This window comes from Streptomyces sp. NPDC086554 (assembly GCF_040686095.1).
In the GTDB taxonomy this organism is placed as follows: domain Bacteria; phylum Actinomycetota; class Actinomycetes; order Streptomycetales; family Streptomycetaceae; genus Streptomyces.
Map to the genome: position 1 here is coordinate 287,237 of NZ_JBFBJK010000009.1, position 18,306 is coordinate 305,542.

The 18,306-nt window shown below is 69.0% G+C and carries 9 protein-coding genes; 4 read left to right on the forward strand and 5 right to left on the reverse strand.

The genetic code is table 11. The features are described 5' to 3' along the window. The first annotated feature begins 7 nt into the window (after positions 1-7). Positions 8-2,284, forward strand: a complete 2,277-nt coding sequence (locus tag AB0O76_RS17705; protein WP_365491439.1) for an MMPL family transporter — start codon at positions 8-10, stop codon at positions 2,282-2,284. Between the two features lie 75 nt (positions 2,285-2,359). On the opposite strand, the gene AB0O76_RS17710 is transcribed toward AB0O76_RS17705, so the two are convergent. The 3 genes from AB0O76_RS17710 to AB0O76_RS17720 form a co-directional block, all read right to left on the reverse strand. After that, complete coding sequence (locus tag AB0O76_RS17710) at positions 2,360-3,292, reverse strand: M56 family metallopeptidase (protein ID WP_365491442.1); 933 nt, start codon at positions 3,290-3,292, stop codon at positions 2,360-2,362. Continuing rightward, complete coding sequence (locus tag AB0O76_RS17715; RefSeq protein WP_365491445.1) at positions 3,289-3,660, reverse strand: BlaI/MecI/CopY family transcriptional regulator; 372 nt, start codon at positions 3,658-3,660, stop codon at positions 3,289-3,291. The genes AB0O76_RS17710 and AB0O76_RS17715 overlap by 4 nt, the downstream gene beginning before the upstream one ends. Before the next feature lie 116 nt (positions 3,661-3,776). Continuing rightward, positions 3,777-13,055 (reverse strand): amino acid adenylation domain-containing protein, encoded by a 9,279-nt coding sequence (locus AB0O76_RS17720; protein ID WP_365491448.1) that lies wholly within the window; start codon positions 13,053-13,055, stop codon positions 3,777-3,779. A gap of 223 nt (positions 13,056-13,278) precedes the next feature. Between AB0O76_RS17720 and AB0O76_RS17725 the strand changes: the two genes are divergently transcribed. Beyond that, positions 13,279-14,988, forward strand: coding sequence for an AMP-binding protein (locus AB0O76_RS17725; protein WP_365491451.1), 1,710 nt, complete (start codon positions 13,279-13,281; stop codon positions 14,986-14,988). A 73-nt stretch (positions 14,989-15,061) separates the two neighbouring features. Further along, positions 15,062-15,823 carry an alpha/beta fold hydrolase gene (locus AB0O76_RS17730; RefSeq protein WP_365491454.1) on the forward strand — a complete coding sequence of 254 codons (762 nt, stop codon included), beginning with the start codon at positions 15,062-15,064 and terminating at the stop codon, positions 15,821-15,823. A gap of 63 nt (positions 15,824-15,886) precedes the next feature. Here AB0O76_RS17730 and AB0O76_RS17735 read toward each other — a convergent pair whose 3' ends face one another. Then, the gene (locus AB0O76_RS17735) at positions 15,887-16,495 is read right to left on the reverse strand and encodes a response regulator transcription factor (protein WP_365491457.1); all 609 of its coding nucleotides are present in this window, start codon (positions 16,493-16,495) and stop codon (positions 15,887-15,889) included. A 302-nt stretch (positions 16,496-16,797) separates the two neighbouring features. On the opposite strand from AB0O76_RS17735, the gene AB0O76_RS17740 reads away from it, so the two are divergent. Beyond that, positions 16,798-17,973 carry an FAD-dependent oxidoreductase gene (locus AB0O76_RS17740; RefSeq protein ID WP_365491460.1) on the forward strand — a complete coding sequence of 392 codons (1,176 nt, stop codon included), beginning with the start codon at positions 16,798-16,800 and terminating at the stop codon, positions 17,971-17,973. A 109-nt stretch (positions 17,974-18,082) separates the two neighbouring features. On the opposite strand, the gene AB0O76_RS17745 is transcribed toward AB0O76_RS17740, so the two are convergent. Then, on the reverse strand, positions 18,083-18,229 hold the full coding sequence (locus AB0O76_RS17745; protein ID WP_365491463.1) for a hypothetical protein: 147 nt from the start codon (positions 18,227-18,229) through the stop codon (positions 18,083-18,085). Positions 18,230-18,306: the final 77 nt, after the last annotated feature.

Sequence of the window (18,306 nt, forward strand, 5' to 3'; positions counted from 1 at the left end):
GGGTTCCATGCTTGCCCGCCTGGCGTCGTTGGCCATCCGACGACGCCGACTCGTCCTGGTGCTCGCGGTGATCGGATTCGCGATCGCCGGGGCCATCGCCTCGCCTGCCATGAAGGTGCTCTCCGCGGGAGGCTTCGAGGACCCCAAGGCGGAGTCTTCGGTCGCCGTCGACGTGCTGCGTGACCGTTTCGACACGGGTGACCCCAACTTCGTGCTGCACGCGCGGGCCGACGGGAAGGTCGACTCCCGCGAGGCCGTTGCCGCCGGCCGTGCGCTCAGCGAGAAGCTCGCCGACCAGAAGGGCGTCGCCGAGGTCACCTCGTACTGGACCTCGGGCCGCCCCGCCGACCTGCGCGCCAAGGACGGCAAGTCAGCTCTCGTCCTCGCCCGCCTCGGCGGTGACGACGACGAGGCGCTGAAGACGGCGAAGCGGATCGCCCCACTTGTGACTGGCGATCAGGGCGGACTCGACGTGAAGTCCGGTGGCCGGGCGGAGTTCAACCGTCAGGGCTCCGAGCGCATCACAGCGGATCTGACACGCGCCGAGGGTGTCGCGGTGCCCCTCACCATTCTGCTGCTGATCCTCGTCTTCGGGTCCGGGATGGCGGCGCTGCTGCCGCTGGCCATCGCGGGCGTATCAGTGGTGGGTTCACTCGCCGTGCTGCGGCTGCTCAATGAGGTGACCGGCGTATCGATCTTCGCCATCAACCTCTCTACGGCGCTAGGGCTCGGCCTCGCCATCGACTATTCGCTCTTCATCGTCAGCAGGTACCGGGAAGAGCTGCGGAAGGGGTACGACACTGCGGCGGCACTACGCATCTCCCTGCGCACGGCGGGCCGAACAGTCATCTTCTCCGCCCTGACGGTGCTGCTCTCCCTCTCCGCGCTGCTTGTCTTTCCCCTGTACTTCCTGCGGTCCTTCGCCTACGCGGGCATCGCCGTCGTCTTCTTCGCGACGCTGGGGGCGGTGGTGCTGCTGCCCGCGCTGCTCGCGGCCATCGGCCCACGCATCGATAAATTCGACGTGCTCGCCAAGCTGCGACGAGGCCGCGAGCAGGAGCGGAAGCGGGTCGAGGACGGTGTGTGGCATCGCCTGGCGACGACGGTGATGAAGCGTCCGTGGCCGGTGCTCACCGTCGTACTCCTCGCCCTGGCCGTCATCGTCCTGCCCTTCACCAAGGCGTCGTTCGGCCTTCCCGACGACCGGGCACTGCCCAAGGATCTCGCCGCCGCCCAGGTGGGGCATGCCACGCGCACTGAATTCCCGTCGTTCGCCGGGCAGGACCTGAAGGTCGTCCTGCCCGAACGAAAGCCGGACGACGCCGCGTTGACGACATACGCCGAGCGGCTGTCCCAGATCTCCGGTGTCGACCGCGTGGACGCCGCGACCGGCAGCTTCCTGGACGGTAAGCAGACTGCGCCGCCGACGGCGGGCGCCGAGAAAGCCTTCACAGATGGCGGCGGTGATGGCGCGTGGCTCGCCCTCGCCACCGGCGTCGAGGCGTACTCGCAGGCCGGCGAGGATCTGGTCGCAGATGTGCGGGCGGTGTCCGCGCCCAAGGGCACGGGCCCGTTGGTTGCCGGGCCGGCCGCCACTTACACGGACACGCTGGACAGCCTCTGGTCGGCGCTTCCGTACGCGCTGCTCATCATCGCGGTGACGACCTTCGTGCTGCTCTTCCTCTTCACGGGCAGCGTGGTCATGCCGCTCAAGGCCATCCTGCTCAATCTGCTGAGCCTGACCGCCACCTTCGGCGCGATGGTCTTCGTCTTCCAGGACGGCAATCTGCAGTGGCTGGTCGGGGACTTCACCGTCACCGGGCGCGTCGACGTCACCATGCCGATCCTGATGTTCTGCATCATCTTCGGTCTGTCGATGGACTACGAGGTGTTCCTGCTCTCCCGTATCAAGGAGGAGTACGACCGCACGGGTGACAACCGCAAGGCGGTGGCCATCGGCCTGGAGAGCACGGGTCGGCTCATCACGGCAGCGGCGGGGCTGCTCGCGATCTTCTTCGCCGCTCTGGTCAGCGCGGGCGTCACCCATGTGAAGATGCTCGGCCTCGGTACGGCGCTCGCCATCCTGATGGACGCCCTCGTCATCCGCGGGCTGCTCGTACCGGCCTTCATGCGGCTCGCGGGCCGTGCGAACTGGTGGGCGCCCGCGCCGCTGCGGCGTCTCCACGAAAAGATCGGCCTCAGCCATGGCCCCGACGACGAGCCGCTTCCTGAGGGGGCCGCTGCTCCGGCGCGGGACGCTTCGTCGCCGCAGGCCGTGGGCTGACCCGGGCTCAAAGTTGACCGGGGCTCACGGTTAACCCGGTCTCAGGGTTGACCGCGTCTCAAAGTTGCCCCAGCCTCAGCACCAGGCCGTCGCCGCCCCAGCGGCGACGGCCATGGGCGCGGCGACAAGGCCCATCAGCCAACCCGTTCCGGCGGCCGCCGACCGCTTGCGCTCCACCCCTCCGATGTCGAGGAGCCGGTTGATGCGCTCGGTCACATCCGTCCCCGTGGCACCGAGCGTGGCGGCATCGGCGGGCATGGCCACCCCGCCCGCTGCCACGACCATCAGGGCGAGGCCACGGGCCACCGTCTCCTTGGCCACGTGACGGGCGGCCGCGTCGTCCGCCGCCATCTCCACGAGGCGCGCCACGGCGGGACCCACACAGGAAAACAGCGGAATCCACGGCAGCGCACGGCCCAGCGAGGCCGCAGTCGTGGCCAGCAGGGCGTGCCGGCCGTGCAGATGAGCCTTCTCGTGCTCCACCACGGCTGACAGCTCTCTGGCGGGGAGTACGTTCAGAGCCGCCGTGGTCACCACGACTCGACCGCCCTTCGCGGCGACGCAGTACGCCGCCGGAACATCGTGGTCGACGGCCAGCGCATGGCAGCCGGATACGCCGACGGGGCGGCCCAGCAGATCGAGCGCGGCGGCGTGGCCATGCCGCCGCCGCCGCATGCGCAGCGCGTCGAGACCCACGACCCCGATCACCCGGGCCGGTACGGCGACCGCGAGGACGCCCCACACCGACAACGGCAGCACACCAGTGGCAGCGGGCGCCCGCCCCGAGAACAGCATGAGACAGCACTCCCATGGCGTGCCCGCCGCGACGGACTCCGCCACATGGCAGCCGAGCGCGTAGACGCCCACCAGCGCCGAGACCGACAGGGCGATCCAGAGGGCGACGGCGAGACGAGGCGCCCGCACCACCCAACGGGCCTGCCGCAGCGCGCGCGGGACCAGCAGACCGACGACGGCGACGTACAGAGCGATCAGAGCGGTACCCGTCATGCGTCGCTGTCCAGAGCCCGGCGCACGGCACTCAGCAGATCCGGTGAACCGCTGGAGTGCACGCGCTCCACGAAGTGCAGCAGCACGGACTCGGGATTGGTGCTGCTGTTCAAGGCGTCCGCCATGATCCGTGCCGTGTAGACGTCGCGACTCTCGTGTGGTTCGTAGAGGAACTGCTTGCCCGAGCGGGTCCGGTCGAGCCAGCCCTTGCGGTGCAGCTTGGCCATGGTCGACATGACCGTCGTGTACGCGAGAGGGGCGGGGCGGTCCTTGTTCATCTCGTCGACCAATTCGCGCACCGGGACAGGCCGCGCGGCGGTCCAGAGCCGCTCCATCACCTCGGTTTCAAGGGATCCGAGATTCCACACACTGCCCCTCCAGCTCGCCTCTCTGCATCGTACCGGCGTCGAAGTGGACGTGGACATGACGGTGCGGTGCCCGCACTTCCGCGCGAGCACCGCACCGATTCACCTTCGCCCGTCGATCACTCGGTGGTGCCCGGCGACAGCCAGCGCCGGAACAGCCCGGCGAGCCCGGAGCCGCGCCCGCCGCGCGGCTCCTGCCCCCGCTCGCCGTGCGCCGTCTCCACCTCGGCCTGAGAACCGCCCAACTCGGCGATGAGGCACTTCAGGAGATGTTCCCCCGCGGCCCGCCCGTCGCCGGGCGTCGTCACGCCGATCAGCAGTTCGCCATCGACCGTGCCGCACAGCAGCTCGAAGCGGTGCCGGAGTGGGGTGTCCGGATGGACGAGCCGTCCCGGCCGGAGCGTGGACGGGTGCAGGCCGGGGATGGCGTACAACTCGTCGACCGCGCCCAGGTAGTTGAACGCGAAGTCCGCTGCCGGCACTGCGGCCTGCCCGGAGTGGGCCCGCGACCCGTAGCGGGCGACGGCGGAGTCGAGACCGCCGTTGAGGTGACCGGAGCGTTCCGCGACGGCGGCACGAACGCCGTCCTCGGTGTCGGATGCAGCGGGGACGCGGAGTTCGTACCGGACCGACACCCTGCCCACGGTCCGCGACAGATCCGCGGCGGGTGCCTCCTCCGAGTCGGACGGCAGCGCGGCGGCGCGGCCGTGGCCGTCCACGTCGACCCGGATCGCATCGCCGAGTCCCGCCGCACGCGCGGACCGGGCGAGCGCCGCGAGCAATACGTCACCCAAGGTGGCCGCCCCGCGTGCCTGTTCGCGGAGAACCGCGACAGCGGGTGCGCCCAGGACGTCGATCACGGTCACGGCGTCACGCGCCACCGCAGCGGATTCCCTCGCCGGTGCCTGCGGGAGGTGCTCCGGTAGGACAGTGCCCAGCCTCTCCGCGTGACGCTCCAGCTCCTTGGCCCAGCGCGCGGCCGACACCGTCGGCGCGGGAAGCCGCGCCTGCCCCTCCTCGGCGATCTGCCCATGGGCGGTGAGGAGTTCCTCGAGGACGAGCCGGAGCGAGAAGTTGTCCACGGCCAGCCAGTGGGCGACGAGCAGCAGCACGGGACGCCTGCCGCTACCCCGGTCGAAGTAAAGCACCCGCAGCAGCGGCGGCTCAGCGAGATCGAAGCTCCGTTGCGCCGCCTCGGCCAGCTCCTCGACAGAGACGTCCTGTTCGTCGTCCGAAAGCTCCACGATGTCGATCCACTCCAACGGGACGGAGCGTATGGCGTCGGCAGGTTCCACCCGCTGCACCCAGCCGTCGGGACCGTGCACGAAGCCCGTACGAAACGCGTCATGCCGTGTGACGAGAGTGCGCACCGCGACACGCAACGCGACCTTGTCCATGGCGTCGTCGAGTTCGAGGAGCAGCGCGTAGTTGTGCCGTCGGGCGACCCGACCGTCAAGCCCGGCCAGCAGCATGGCCTGGGCCGGCAACAGCGGCACGTCACCTACGACGGCGGCCTCCGGCTTGCTTCCCGTGCGCGGCGCCACCAGCGTGGCCGCACCGGCGAGACCGGCGATGGTCGGGTGCTCGAAGAACTGACGGGGCGAGAGTGAGAGCCCGGCGTCAGCCGCCTTTCCGATCACGCGCACGGCCAGCAGGGAGTCGCCGCCGAGCTCGCCGAATTCGTCGTGAATACCAACGGACTCGATGTTCAGAACGTCCAGCCAGATGACTCGCAGCCGCCGCTCGATGTCGTTGCGCGGCTCGGAGCCGCTCTCATCGACGGCGACGCTGTCGTGCGTTGCGGACTTCGGCACGGGAGCGGGCAACGCGGCGCGGTCGACCTTGCCGTTGGCCGACAACGGCAGCGCGTCGAGGACTACATGGCTGCGCGGAACCATGTAGTCCGGCAGCACGGCGGCCAGCGACTCTCGTACGCCGGCGATCAGCGTGTCCGGGTCGGCCGCATACCCGGGGTCTGCCGGTATGAGGTAGGCGGTGAGGTGGTTGTTGGTGGCGGTGACGAGGGCGTCTTTGATGGTGGGGTGTGTGGTGAGTTGGGTTTCTATTTCGCCGAGTTCGATGCGGTAGCCGTTGATTTTGACTTGGTGGTCGTTGCGGCCGAGGAATTCGATGGTGCCGTCGGGGTGGTATCGGCCGAGGTCGCCGGTGCGGTAGAGGGGTTGTTTGGTGGTGGGGTGGGTGAGGAAGCGGTCGGCTGTTTTGTGGGGGTCGTCCCAGTAGCCGTGGGCGAGGCCGGTGCCTGCGATGAAGAGTTCGCCGGGGACCCAGGTGGGGACGGGTTCGAGGGTGTGGCTGCTGAGGATGTGGAAGGTCTGATTGGTGAGGGGTTGGCCGTAGGGGATGCTTGGCCAGGTGGGGTCGAGTTGGTTGATGGGGTGGTGGATGGACCAGATGGAGGCTTCTGTCGCACCACCGAGGCTGATGATTTCCGCGTCCGGTGCGCAGGCGCGGATCCGCTCGGGCAGGCTCAGCGGAATCCAGTCCCCGCTCAACAAGACGAGGCGCAACGGGTCCAGGCTTTTCGCTTGCGCCCCGGCATGTTCGGCGAGCATCTCCATCAGCGCCGGCACCGTGTTCCATACGGTGACCCGATGTACGCGGAGGAGTTCGGCCCATGCAACGGGGTCGCGATGGGCGTCCGGGCCTGGCAGCACCACCGCACCGCCCGCCGCGAATATGCCGAAGATGTCCCAGACGGAGAGGTCGAAGCTGAGTGAGGAGAGGCCCAGGACGCGGTCGGTGGCAGTGATGTTGTAGCGCTTGTTGATGTCGGTGACGGTGTTGGCGGCGCCGCGGTGGTCGATCATCACGCCCTTGGGTTCTCCGGTCGAGCCGGAGGTGAAGATGACGTACGCGAGATCTTCGGGCCCTGCCGGGCAATCGACGGGCGAATCGTCAAGACCTTCCCAGACCGCGTCATCATCAACCGCCAGCACAGTCAGGCCAGTCGGCCACTCGACCTCGTCGACCAGGGCAGTCTGCGTGAGGACGACCGTGCAGCGCCCGCGTTCGAGGATGTGGCGCACGCGGTTGCCGGGCCATGTGGCGTCGATGGGGAGGTAGGCCGCGCCGGACTGGAGGACCCCCAGCGCGGCGACGGGCTGCTCCCAGCCCTTCTCCATCACTACGGCGACCAGTGTGTTGGGTTCCGCTCCGAGTTCGCGCAGCTTGCGGGCGATGCGCGCCGCCCGGCTGTCCAACTGCGCGTAACTCAGGGTCCGTTCGGGAGCGATCACGGCCGCTGTTTCGCCACGCGCATGCAGCGGCCCACCCAGCTCGTGCAGCAGCCCCTCCGGCAGTACGGCCTGTGTGGCATTGGCCGCTTCCCGGGCAGCCAGCTCATCAGGCCCGACGAGCCCCAACTCCCGCTTCCCCCACAGCGCTTCGTCATCGGCGAGCCGCTCAAGCAGCCCACCGAAGGAAGCGAAAGCCGCATCGATCATCCCGGGCGGGAACAGCTCATCCACCACCGCCCAGTTCACCCGCAACGCCCCGCCCAGCTCGAACACCTGACAGTCCAGATAGACCTGGGGAGTCTGCGTGAGGTGATACGTGAGCTCGCCGAACTCCTCGGCTGCCCGCCCGAGTGACGCCTGCCCGTCCCCCAGTGCGCTGGTGAAGACGACCGGCATCGAGGCGCGCGCCGCGCCCCCGGCGCGGCCGATCTCCCGCAGTACGTGCATGCCGTTGAAGGCACGGTGCTCGAAGTCCCGCCAGAACTGTGCCTGCAGGGCGCGGGCCTGCTCGCGTACTGTCGTCGTTGCGTCGAGCTCAGCCGCCAGCAGCGTCACCGAGGTGAATTCGCCGAGGACACGGTCGATGTCGGGATGGACGGGCAGGCGGTCGTTCACCGTGACGTTGAGTGTGAAGGTGTCGCTCGCGGACCATGTGCGCAGGGTCGCCGCGTAGGCCCAGCACAGCACCATCGACGGAGTCAGGCCGTCGGCCAGAGCACGTTGCCGCAGCCGCGCCCACCGCTCCTGCGACAGCTCGACCGACCGCGACGAGAACCGCGCGGCCGAAACCGACTCCGGACTCACCCGCAACGGCAGTTCAGGTGCGGGTGGCAGCTCCGCGATCCGACCCAGCCAGTACTCTCGCGAGGCCCGGAAGCCCGCCGAATCCTCCACACCCTCCAGTGCCCGCACATAGTCCCGGAAGGACACACCCGGAACGGGCGGCACGTCACCCCCGCCCCGGTAGTGCGCACCCCATTCGTCGACGATGCGGCCGAGTGTGGTGCCGTCGGCGATGAGCAGGTCGATCGCGATATGGATCCGGGTGTGGTCCTCGTCGAGGCGCGTCGCGGCGATCTCGAAGAGCGGCCAGCGCTCCGGTTCGCGTACACGCCCGGAGATGCGTTCCCGCACCGCGCCGAGGCGGGCCGCGCGCTCCTCGACGGCCAGACCTCGTACGTCCTCGCGATCGAAGACGCAGTCGGGAACCTCGGAGAGTACGCGCTGGCTGCCGTCCTCGGTGAAGATGGTGCGGAGCATGTCGTGCCGTGCCACCAGGGCGTTCCATGACGCCTCAACGCGTTCGACGTCGAGTGATTCCGCGTCGATCTCCGCGTAGAAGGCCGCCGGTCCGCCGCCGAGCGCGAAGAAGCCGCCGCGTCCGAGCAGATACGCCTGTTGCAGATCCGTCAGCGCGAACGGCTCGAACCGCCCGGCGGGGTCCGGCAAGACGATCGGCAGCCCGGAGTAGGCGCCCTCGGTTCCGTGCTCGCGGCCGGCGAGGATCTCGGCCTGGCCCGCGATCGTGGGGCGGGCGAAGACATCGGACGCGCTGAGCGGCAGACCGCCCGACGATGCCGCGCCCGCGGTGCGGACCGCGAGCAGACTGTCACCGCCGGCGCTGAAGAAGTCGGTGTGTACGCCGATGTCGCGGGACCCCAGCACATCGCACCAGATTGCCGAGAGCCTCTCCTCAAGGAGGGTGCGCGGCCTGGTGTAGTCGTGGGACGCGCCGTGCTCCTCCTCCGCGCCAGGCGCGGGCAGCCGTCCCCGGTCGACCTTGCCGTTGGCGGTGAGGGGGAAGCGCTCCAGGAACACATATCGCTCGGGCAGCATGTAGGAGGGCAGGGCCTCGCTCACGTGGCGCTGGACGGATTCCCGTAGCCGGGTTGTGGCTCCGGGGGCGGCAGGCCGGTTGACCAGTCTGTCGAGACGGTTCTCCAGTTCCTGGCCGGAGCAACTGTCGCTCGCTTCGGTCACGTACATGGTCGGATCCCCGCGGTGCAGTACGACATCGACCTCGTGCGGCACCTCGGTGAGCCGGGCCTCCAGCTGCCAGCCCGCCGCCGCCGCGGCGGAGCGCAGGTCATCGGGCCGGAATCCACCGACCGGGGGTTGGACGCCGAGATCACGGACGAGACGTGGGTTGGGTACCCCGCGCAGCGTTACGGCCGCCGTGCCGGGCAAGGGTTCTTCGAGCACGGCCGTCAACTCGGCGAGGACGTTGGCGGAACGACCGTCCAGGATCACCACATCACCCGGCGCACCGGACGGCGGGGGAGCGGACGGGGCGGACTTGCGGAGGATCGCGTCGTAGCGGTAGTCGGCCATCTCCGTCTGTGCGTCGCCGGTCTTGGGCCGCAGACTCACTTCGGTGAATCCAAGGCGCCGCAGCCCACGGAACAGCTGTGGAGAGATCGCCAGTTCCCGCTCCTGCGCGGCACGCGCGGCGACGCGGTCCGCCAGCCCGTCAGCGGAGTCCGTCGGATCCGTGCGGAAGAGCTCGACAGACGTGTGGAAGGCGCGCAGCAGCCTCAGGTCACGCACATCGCCGACGAACAGCGTTCCGTCGTCGGACAGGACACGCGCGGCCTCACCGAGTACGTCTAGGAGGTACGCGCCGCTGGGGAAGTACTGGACCACGGAGTTGACGACCACACAGTCGACGCTGCCGTCCTCGATACCGGCCAGGTCACGGGCGTCGCGGTGGAGCAGGTCCACGCGGTCCGCGTACTCGGGGCGCGCGTCGAAGTAGGCGCGCACCGTCGCGAGCGTCTCGGCGGAGACGTCAACGCCGGTGTACGCGGCGTGCGGTGCGAGGCGTGTGGCCAGCAGGCCGGTGCCGCAGCCGATCTCCAGTACCCGGGACGGCCTGCTCTCGAGGATGCGGCCCACGGTCTCGTCGACCCACAGACGCATGGAGTCGTCGGGGATCAGCTCGCCCGTGTACGTACTCGTCCAGCCGGTTGTGTCGAAGTCATGGCCGATCGCGCCGACTTCGGAGCGCATGGTGTCGAAGACGCTCTCCCACTCGGTGACACGCAGCGCGTCGTCCTCCGTGTCCCGATCGGTATCGGGTATGAGGTAGGCGGTGAGGTGGTTGTTGGTGGCGGTGACGAGGGCGTCTTTGATGGTGGGGTGTGTGGTGAGTTGGGTTTCTATTTCGCCGAGTTCGATGCGGTAGCCGTTGATTTTGACTTGGTGGTCGTTGCGGCCGAGGAATTCGATGGTGCCGTCGGGGTGGTATCGGCCGAGGTCGCCGGTGCGGTAGAGGGGTTGTTTGGTGGTGGGGTGGGTGAGGAAGCGGTCGGCTGTTTTGTGGGGGTCGTCCCAGTAGCCGTGGGCGAGGCCGGTGCCTGCGATGAAGAGTTCGCCGGGGACCCAGGTGGGGACGGGTTCGAGGGTGTGGCTGCTGAGGATGTGGAAGGTCTGGTTGGTCAGGGGTTGGCCGTAGGGGATGCTCGGCCAGGTGGGGTCGAGTTGGTTGATGGGGTGGTGGATGGACCAGATGGAGGCTTCTGTTGCACCACCGAGGCTGATGATTTCTGCCCCCGGTGCGCAGGCACGGATCCGCTCGGGCAGGCTCAGCGGAATCCAGTCCCCGCTCATCAGGACAAGGCGCAGTTCGTCGATCGTCTCCAGCCGCGCAGCCGTCGTGTGCTCGGCGAGCATCTCCATCAGCGCGGGCACCGTGTTCCATACGCTCACCCGGTGCTGCCGCATCAACTGCAGCCAGGACTCTGGGTCCCTGCCGGCATCCGAGGGAGGCAGGACGAGTGCTCCTCCTGCCGCGAGCATGCCGAAGATGTCCCAGACGGAGAGGTCGAAGCTGAGTGAGGAGAGGCCCAGGACGCGGTCTGTGGCGGTCACGTCGTAGCGGTTGTTGATGTCGGCGACGGTGTTGGCCGCGCCGCGGTGGTCGATCATCACGCCCTTGGGTTCTCCGGTAGAGCCGGAGGTGAAGATGACGTACGCGAGATCTTCGGGCCCTGCCGGACAGTCGACGGGCGAATCGTCAAGACCTTCCCAAACCGCGTCATCATCAACCACCAGCACAGTCAGGTCGCTTGGCCAGGCGTGCGATACCTGGCTCTGTGTCAGCACGATCTGGCAGCGACCTCGCTCCAGCACGTGCCTGATGCGGTCACCGGGCCACGTGGCGTCGATGGGGAGGTAAGCGGCACCGACCTGGAGTACGCCCAGTGCGGCGACGGGCTGCTCCCAGCCCTTCTCCATGACCACGGCCACGAGGGCGTTGGGTTCGGCGCCGAGCTCGCGCAGCTTGCGGGCGATACGCGCCGCCCGGCGGTCCAACTCGTCGTAGGTGAGAGTCCGTTCGGCAGCGATCACCGCCGGGGCGTTGCCCCGCGCCCGCAGTGGTCCGCCCAGCTCGTGCAACAGCCCCTCGGGCAGCGCGCCCTGCGTGGCATTGGCCGCCTTCCGGGCCGCCAGTTCAGAGGGCCCGGTCAGGCCCAACTCCCGCTGCTCCCAGAGCCCTTCGTCATCCGCGAGCCGCTCAAGCAGTCCGCCGAACGCTGCGAACGCGGCATCGATCATCCCGGGCGGGAACAGCTCGTCCACCACCGCCCAGTTCACCCGCAGGACGCCGCCGAGCTCGAACACCTGACATTCGAGGGCGACTTGAGGAGCCGTCGCGGCGACATACGGAATGCCCCGGAACCACTCCGGGAGGTCCGCGGTGGCGAGGTCCTGGCCGAGCACGGCGTCGAAGACGTACGGCATGGTCGTACGCGTGCCGCCCTCGCTGCGGGCGAGTTCGCGCAGGACCTGTACGCCACTGAAGCCCCGGTGCTCGAAGTCACGCCAGAAGCGGTCCTGGAGCATGCCGATCTGGTCGCGTACGGGATTAGTCGCGTCGACGTCCACGGCGACAAGGACCTGTGAGGTGTACTCGCCGATGACGCGGTCAATGTCGGGATGGACCGGCAGTCGGTCGTTCACCGTGACGTTCAGGGTGAAGTCGTCGCTCGCGGACCAGGTGCGCAGGGTCGCCGCGTAGGCCCAGCACAGCACCATCGACGGCGTCAGACCGCCCGCCAGAGCACGCTGCCGCAGCCGCGACCACCGTTCGCCCGACAGCTCGAAGGACCGTGACGAGAACTGTGCCGCCGCCACCGACTCCATGGGCGTCCGGAGCGGAAGTTCGGGCGCGGGTGGCAGCTCCGCGAGCCGTTCCAGCCAGTACTTCCGCGCGGCCCGGAACCCCGCCGAATCCTCCACGGCCTCCAGGCCCAGTACATAGTCACGGAAGGTCACTTCGGGGACAGGGCCAGGATCGCTCCCCGCGTCCACGGCCAGCCACTCGCCCAAGAGCTGCCGGATGCTCGGGGCGTCGGCGATCATCAGGTCCACGGCGATGTGGATCCTGGTGTGGCGGTCGTCCAGGCGAGTGGTGCCGATCTCGAAGAGCGGCCACTGCTCGGGGGCGCGTACCTTGCCCGCGATCTCCTCGCGTATCGAGGCGAGCCGGTCGTCGCGGTCCGCCGGTTCGGCGCCACGCAGGTCGTTGCGTGCGAAGCGGTACGCGGGTGCCTCGGCGATGACCTGCTGGCGGCCGTCCTCGGTGAAGACTGCTCGCAGCATGTCGTGGCGCGCCACCACCGCGTTCCATGCCGCCTCGAGCCGCTCCACGTCGACCGATTCCGCGTCGATCTCCGCGTAGAACGCCGCGGGCACACTCCCCAGCGCGAAGAACTCGCCGCGTCCGAGCAGGTATGCCTGCTGCAGATCCGTAAGCGCGAAGGGCTCGAACCGCCCGTCGGTGTCATGAGCGAGAACCTGTGATGTCGGCGGTGGTGCGGTGCCGTCCATCAGATCCAGGACGTTCGCCGCCAAATCGCTGGCACAGACGGGGTGGCGAAGGGTCCAGAGGTCCGTCTCCACGCCCAGCCGTGCATCGAGTACGACATTGAGTTCCACCGCGATCAGCGATTCGAGTACGGCAGGCGTCTCCACGTCGGCCCGGTCGTCGAGGGTGCCGCTTCTGACGAGGAACCGCAGGAGTGCTTGGGAGAGCAGGGCGTGTCGGTGTGCCGTGTCCGGCTCCCGCAGCAGACGCGTCGCGAAATCGGGGTGGGTCAGGTCGGGTCCGGTACAGGCGGGGACGGGCTCGTTGGCCATGCGGAGTCTCCTCGAACGTGCAGGCAGCTGGGCACTGTGGCTAGACGCTCGTCGCGGAACGCCGTCGTGGCATCGCCCGTCGGGGCAGATCGATCGAGGGTGGCCGAACGGGTACCTCGGCCGGCGGCCGGAAGTGGACCAACGGGGTGACCGTTCGCCCCGTACGCTGCACCGTTCCCGTCTTCTACGTTCGGGACATTGATCGCCGATCCCGGAGGTGGCCGTGTCCTCGATATCCCCGAAGACGCCCCCGAAGACGTCCCCGAACCGTGCCCGTACGCGTTCCTTCGTCGCCGCGGAGGCGACCGGCTTCTCCATCCCGGAAGGGCTTCTCAGGGCTCCCGAGACCGCTGCCCTCACCGTGCTCGACAACGACCTGAGCCCTCGGCGCATCCCCTACGGCGAACTCGCCGAGATGGCTGAGATGGCTGCCAAGTCGCTGCGGGCGAAGGGCGTTTCACCGGGGGACCGGGTCTGTCTGCTCTCGCCCACCACGAAGGACCTGCTGGTCACGGTCTTCGGGATCTGGCGGCTCGGCGCGGTTCCCGTCGTGCTGCCGCGACCGCGCCGGGCGGACACCGAGACCTTCATCGAGGAGGTGCGGCGCAGGATCAAAGCGGCGGCGCCCGCCCTTCTGGTGACGACGGAGCAGAGCGTGTCGCTTTTCGCGGGCCGCGTTCCCGTGCCCACGGTGAGCCTGCGCGGGCTGCGGGAGTCGACGGGTGCCGTGGGGCCCACTCCCGCCATGCCCGCGCCCGACAGCATCGGCCTGCTGCAGTTCACTTCGGGCACGACGGCGGTCTCGCGCGCGGTCCCGGTCACCCAGGCCCAGCTCATCGGCAACATCGCCGCGGCGGGGGAGCGGGCCGGGTTCGGCGCCGATGACACCTTTGTCAACTGGCTTCCGCTCTACCACGACATGGGAATCGTGTCGCTGGCGGGTATCACGGCCGGCGGGGCGGACGTCGTCATGATGGCGACCGAGACGTTCATGCAGCAGCCCGGCAGCTGGATGCGGACGATCAGCGACTACAGCGGCACGTTCACCGCGGCCCCGAACTTCGCGTACGGCCTGGCGGCCAAGGTCCAGTCGCTGCGCCCCGCTGCCCTGAACCTGTCGAGCCTGCGGGTCGCGATCAACGGCGCCGAGGCGATCGACGCCGACGGCCTGGCGCAGACCCAGGACATGCTTGGACCCTGCGGTTTCGGGCCGAACACTATGTGCCCGATGTACGGCCTCGCCGAGGCAACGCTCGCCGTCTCCGGCAGCGACCACCTCACCCCCGTACGCGTCCTCGAGGGCGGTGGCGCCGGCCCGGCCGACGTGGGCGAACCGCGCCCTGACCGGTCGCTGGTGAGCTGCGGCCCGGTCGTGCCGGGGACGGAGGTGCGGATCCGCGGCGCGCAGGGCGGGGCGCTGCCGCCGGGCGCGGTCGGCGAAGTGCTCGTCAAGGGGCCCGGTGTCACGCCCGGTTACTGGTCGGCCGGCGGACGGATCGACGCGGACGAATCGCACCAGGACGGCTGGCTGGCCACCGGGGACCTGGGGTTCCTCGAAGCGGGCGAGCTCGTCATCTGCGGCCGGATCAAGGACATGGTCATCGCGGGCGGGCGCAACCTCTATCCCGAGGACTACGAGATGGTGGCCGAGCGCGTGCCCGGTGTACGCGCGGGCAACGTCGTCGCCTTCTCCCTGCCGGGACAGGAACGCATGGTCGTCGTCGCCGAGGGCCGCGGATACGGAGCGGGTCTGGAGAAGCTGGGCCGCGGCGTCATGGACGCACTGAGCGAGGCGACCGAGTACGCGCCGCACGAAGTGCTGCTCATCAAGCCGGGGACGCTGCCGAAGACCTCCTCGGGGAAGCGGCAGCGGAGGGCCGCACGGGAGATGTATGAGAACGGAGAGCTGGACGTCATGACATCCGTGCGATGAGGCGGTTGCCGACCGGCACCGGTCCTGGACCCGACTCCCCTTCATTTTCGGACCTCTGGAAGACAGGTAGTACATGACCTCCGCATGGGTGGTCCGGCCTCCGGTCGACACCTCACCTCAGGCACTCACGCTCGTCTGCGTCCCGCACGCGGGCGCCGGCCCCGGCGTCTACCGCTCCTTCGCGCAGCACCTCGCTCCGCACGTGTCGCTGCTGCTCGTCCATCTGCCGGGCCGGGAGTCGAGGCTCGGTGAAGCGGCGCTCGACACCGTGCCGCGCGTAGTTCAGGCGCTCATGCCCCGGATCGTTCCCGAACTGCCGGGCAGGTTCGCGCTGTGGGGCCACAGCATGGGCGGGTTCGTGGCGTTCGAGCTTGCCCGTGTCCTGGAGGCCCGCTTCGGTCTCCGGTCGGACGCGCTCGTCGTCTCCGGCTGTCAGGCCCCCCGTTCCGCGGGGCGGGCCGGGCTTCCGCAACGCCGCGGCCTGGACGACGACGAACTGTGGGGGAGCGCCGCCGAGTTGAACGGCATCCCCGACGAGGTGTTCCACAACAGGGCATTGCGGGATCTGCTACTGCCGACGCTGCGAGCGGACTTCGCGGTCTTCGAGACGTACGAGTACCGCGCCGGTGTCTCGCTCGGCTGCCCGCTGTACGCGTTCGCCGGGCAGGACGACCCAGAGGCGCCGGCGGCTGACATGCGTGCGTGGCAGGAGGAGACCCGCGACCGGTTCATGCTCACCGAGATGGCGGGCGGGCACTTCTTCCATCTGGACGACATGGCGAGGTTCGGCGGGCAGCTGACCGCGATGCTGTCCGGCCGTGCGGCCGTCGGCTGACGGCCGCTCACGAGGGCTTCGCTCGGCTCTTGGTTGAGGCGGAGCGAAGCCCTCAAGAACCGGTTACGCCTCGGTCGCGTGCTCCAGGTCGACCAGGCCAAGGCGCAGGGCCAGGGCGACGGCCATCGTGCGGTTGTGGCAGCCGAGCTTGATCAGGATGTTGGCGACATGACGCTTCACGCCATGCTCCGTTATGCGCATGTTCTTGGCGATTTGACGGTTGCTCAGGCCGGTGGACATCAGGCGCAGCGTGTCCAGCTCACGCGCGCTGAGCGGTGGCCGGCTCGGCGAACCGGCCGTACCCGCGTCGGTGGCAAGAGCCAGTAACTCCCTGATGATGCCTCGCGATACGGGAACCATGCCGCGGGCCAGCGCGGTCAGCAGATCGGTGAGTGAGGCGACGGTGAGATCCTCCTCCCGCAGCACCGCGTCGATCGGCAGCGCTGCGGCGGCCTGCAGCCGCTCGCGGTCCAGGCCACGGGCGAGCAGTACGAGCCGGGTGCAGGGCCGGGCCAGGAGCGGCTCGATGCAGTGCGCGCCAGGTAGGGCTCCCACGGACAACAACACCACGGCAGCGGCGCAGAGTTCGTCGACAGGCACTTCCTGGGCGGTCGGAACCGCCACGACAGGGCGGTCGGGAGACGCCTGCTCCAGCATGCGCTGAAGTCCCATGCGCGTGACCGTGTGCGGTTCGACAAGAACGATGTCGGCGGCGTCCTCGAAAACGCGTCGGGACGCTGAACTCATCACGCCTGCACCGGACATCGGCGACCCCCCGTCGAGTGAACCGGGCAGTGGGTGATGGACGGCGGGCGGTGGGCGATGGATGAAACGTCAGCGCGGGCGCGCGGACGCGCGCTCGTGCTCTCCCCGTTGTGCACTGATCCCCCAATTGAACTGTGGGTATGTGTCATACCGGTGTCATGTACTGTGGATCGCAGTAGAAGGCTATGTCAAGGAACTTACGCTCCGTCATGACGCCTGCAGAGGGGAACGGTTCGATGGATTTCGATGTCGTAGTGGTCGGGGGAGGCGCGTCGGGCGTGGACGCCGCCACTGAGGTCCACCGGAGGGCTCCGGGAGCGAGCGTCGCCCTCATCAGTCCCGAGAGTGACCTCTTCTACCGCCCTTGGCTGGTCTACCTTCCCGCGGAGGCCGTACCGGCGGCCGACCTCTCCGTCCCGCTCGCAGGAATCGCTTCCGCGCAGGGCTTCCAGCACATTCAGGACTCGGTCGGCGCGGTGCACCCGGACTCGGGCGAGGTGACGCTTGCCTCCGACGCCCGGCGCATCTCCTACCGCCAGCTCATCCTGGCCCCGGGGGCGCCGGCCGACCGGGATCGCATCCCCGGGGCCGCGGAGCACGCGCTGTTCCCGTGCGATCGCCTGGAGGCCCGTGAACTCCTCCGTCAGCTAGGTGGGTTGACGGAGGGCACGGTCACCTTTCTGCTCACCGGTGAACGCATCGGGCCCGGCCTGGAGTACGCGGGCTGGATCGCCCGCGCTGCACGCGACGCCGGGCGTACGTCCTTCAAGGTGACCGTCGTCGAGGACGGCGATGTCATGGACCGCCAGTTCGGGCCCCGGGGCGCGGACCGGCTTGCTTCCATCGCGGGCGCGCTCGGCATCGAGACGGTCCGGCACGCACAGGTCGAGCGGATCGAGAGCGACAAGCTGCTCCTGGCCTCCGCCACGGTCGGTACGGACCTCGTCTGCGTCACGAGTCCTCTGCGTGGGCCCGATTTGGGCCTGCCCGCTGAACTGCTCAACCAGCATGGGATGTTGCGGGTGGACGCGACGCTGGCCGTCCCTGAGTACGGCAACGTCTTCGCCGCCGGAGACTTCAGTGACGTACGCGATCTGAGCCTGGAACTGCCCAAGACCTGGATGATGGCCCGCCTTCAGGCGGAGACAGCCGCCCGGAACGCGGCTGCGGCACTCGGCGGCGGGGGCCCCGTCCCTCTCGATGAACGCAAGGCGGCACGCATGGCCGCCGTCTCCATGCCGGACATCGGCGGCCGTACGCTCTTCGTGCGCAACAAGAAGCCTCTGGTGGCCGGGAGTTGGCCGTTGCGGCTGCGCTACCGCATGGACGCCAAGTACCTCTCCCGCTACCGCACCGAGCCCGGCGCGACCCGACCCTCGCGGTAGCGGGTCCTCGCCCTGTCGACGTGCAGCGCCCGCCTGCGTGATGGACACCTCTCGGTCGAGGCGGTCGCCGGGGCGTGGCGTATCCGCGTCACGGACACCGGTGTCAAGGTCAAGCGTCGGAACGCGGCAGCTGTGCGAAGCCCTCCGTGTCCGCCGCTTCGGCCCGCAGATGGGCGATGCGCTCCACGAGTTCGCTGCGGTGCCGCTGGAGTTCCGCCGCCTTGGCCTCCACGATGGCCAAGCGCTGCTCGTACATGGCGAGGACTTCGTCGGGACTGCTGTCGCAGGCCAAAAACTCCTCGGTCTTATGTCCAGGCAGGGCGCCACCACGCG

Bases quoted from the DNA above. Each gene is read 5' to 3' on its own strand.
- AB0O76_RS17705 (WP_365491439.1), top strand. From the start codon at position 8: ATGCTTGCCCGCCTGGCGTCGTTGGCCATCCGACGACGCCGACTCGTC.
- AB0O76_RS17710 (WP_365491442.1), bottom strand. From the start codon at position 3,292: ATGACGGGTACCGCTCTGATCGCTCTGTACGTCGCCGTCGTCGGTCTG.
- AB0O76_RS17720 (WP_365491448.1), bottom strand. From the start codon at position 13,055: ATGGCCAACGAGCCCGTCCCCGCCTGTACCGGACCCGACCTGACCCAC.
- AB0O76_RS17730 (WP_365491454.1), top strand. From the start codon at position 15,062: ATGACCTCCGCATGGGTGGTCCGGCCTCCGGTCGACACCTCACCTCAG.
- AB0O76_RS17735 (WP_365491457.1), bottom strand. From the start codon at position 16,495: ATGGGACTTCAGCGCATGCTGGAGCAGGCGTCTCCCGACCGCCCTGTC.
- AB0O76_RS17740 (WP_365491460.1), top strand. From the start codon at position 16,798: ATGACGCCTGCAGAGGGGAACGGTTCGATGGATTTCGATGTCGTAGTG.
- AB0O76_RS17745 (WP_365491463.1), bottom strand. From the start codon at position 18,229: ATGTACGAGCAGCGCTTGGCCATCGTGGAGGCCAAGGCGGCGGAACTC.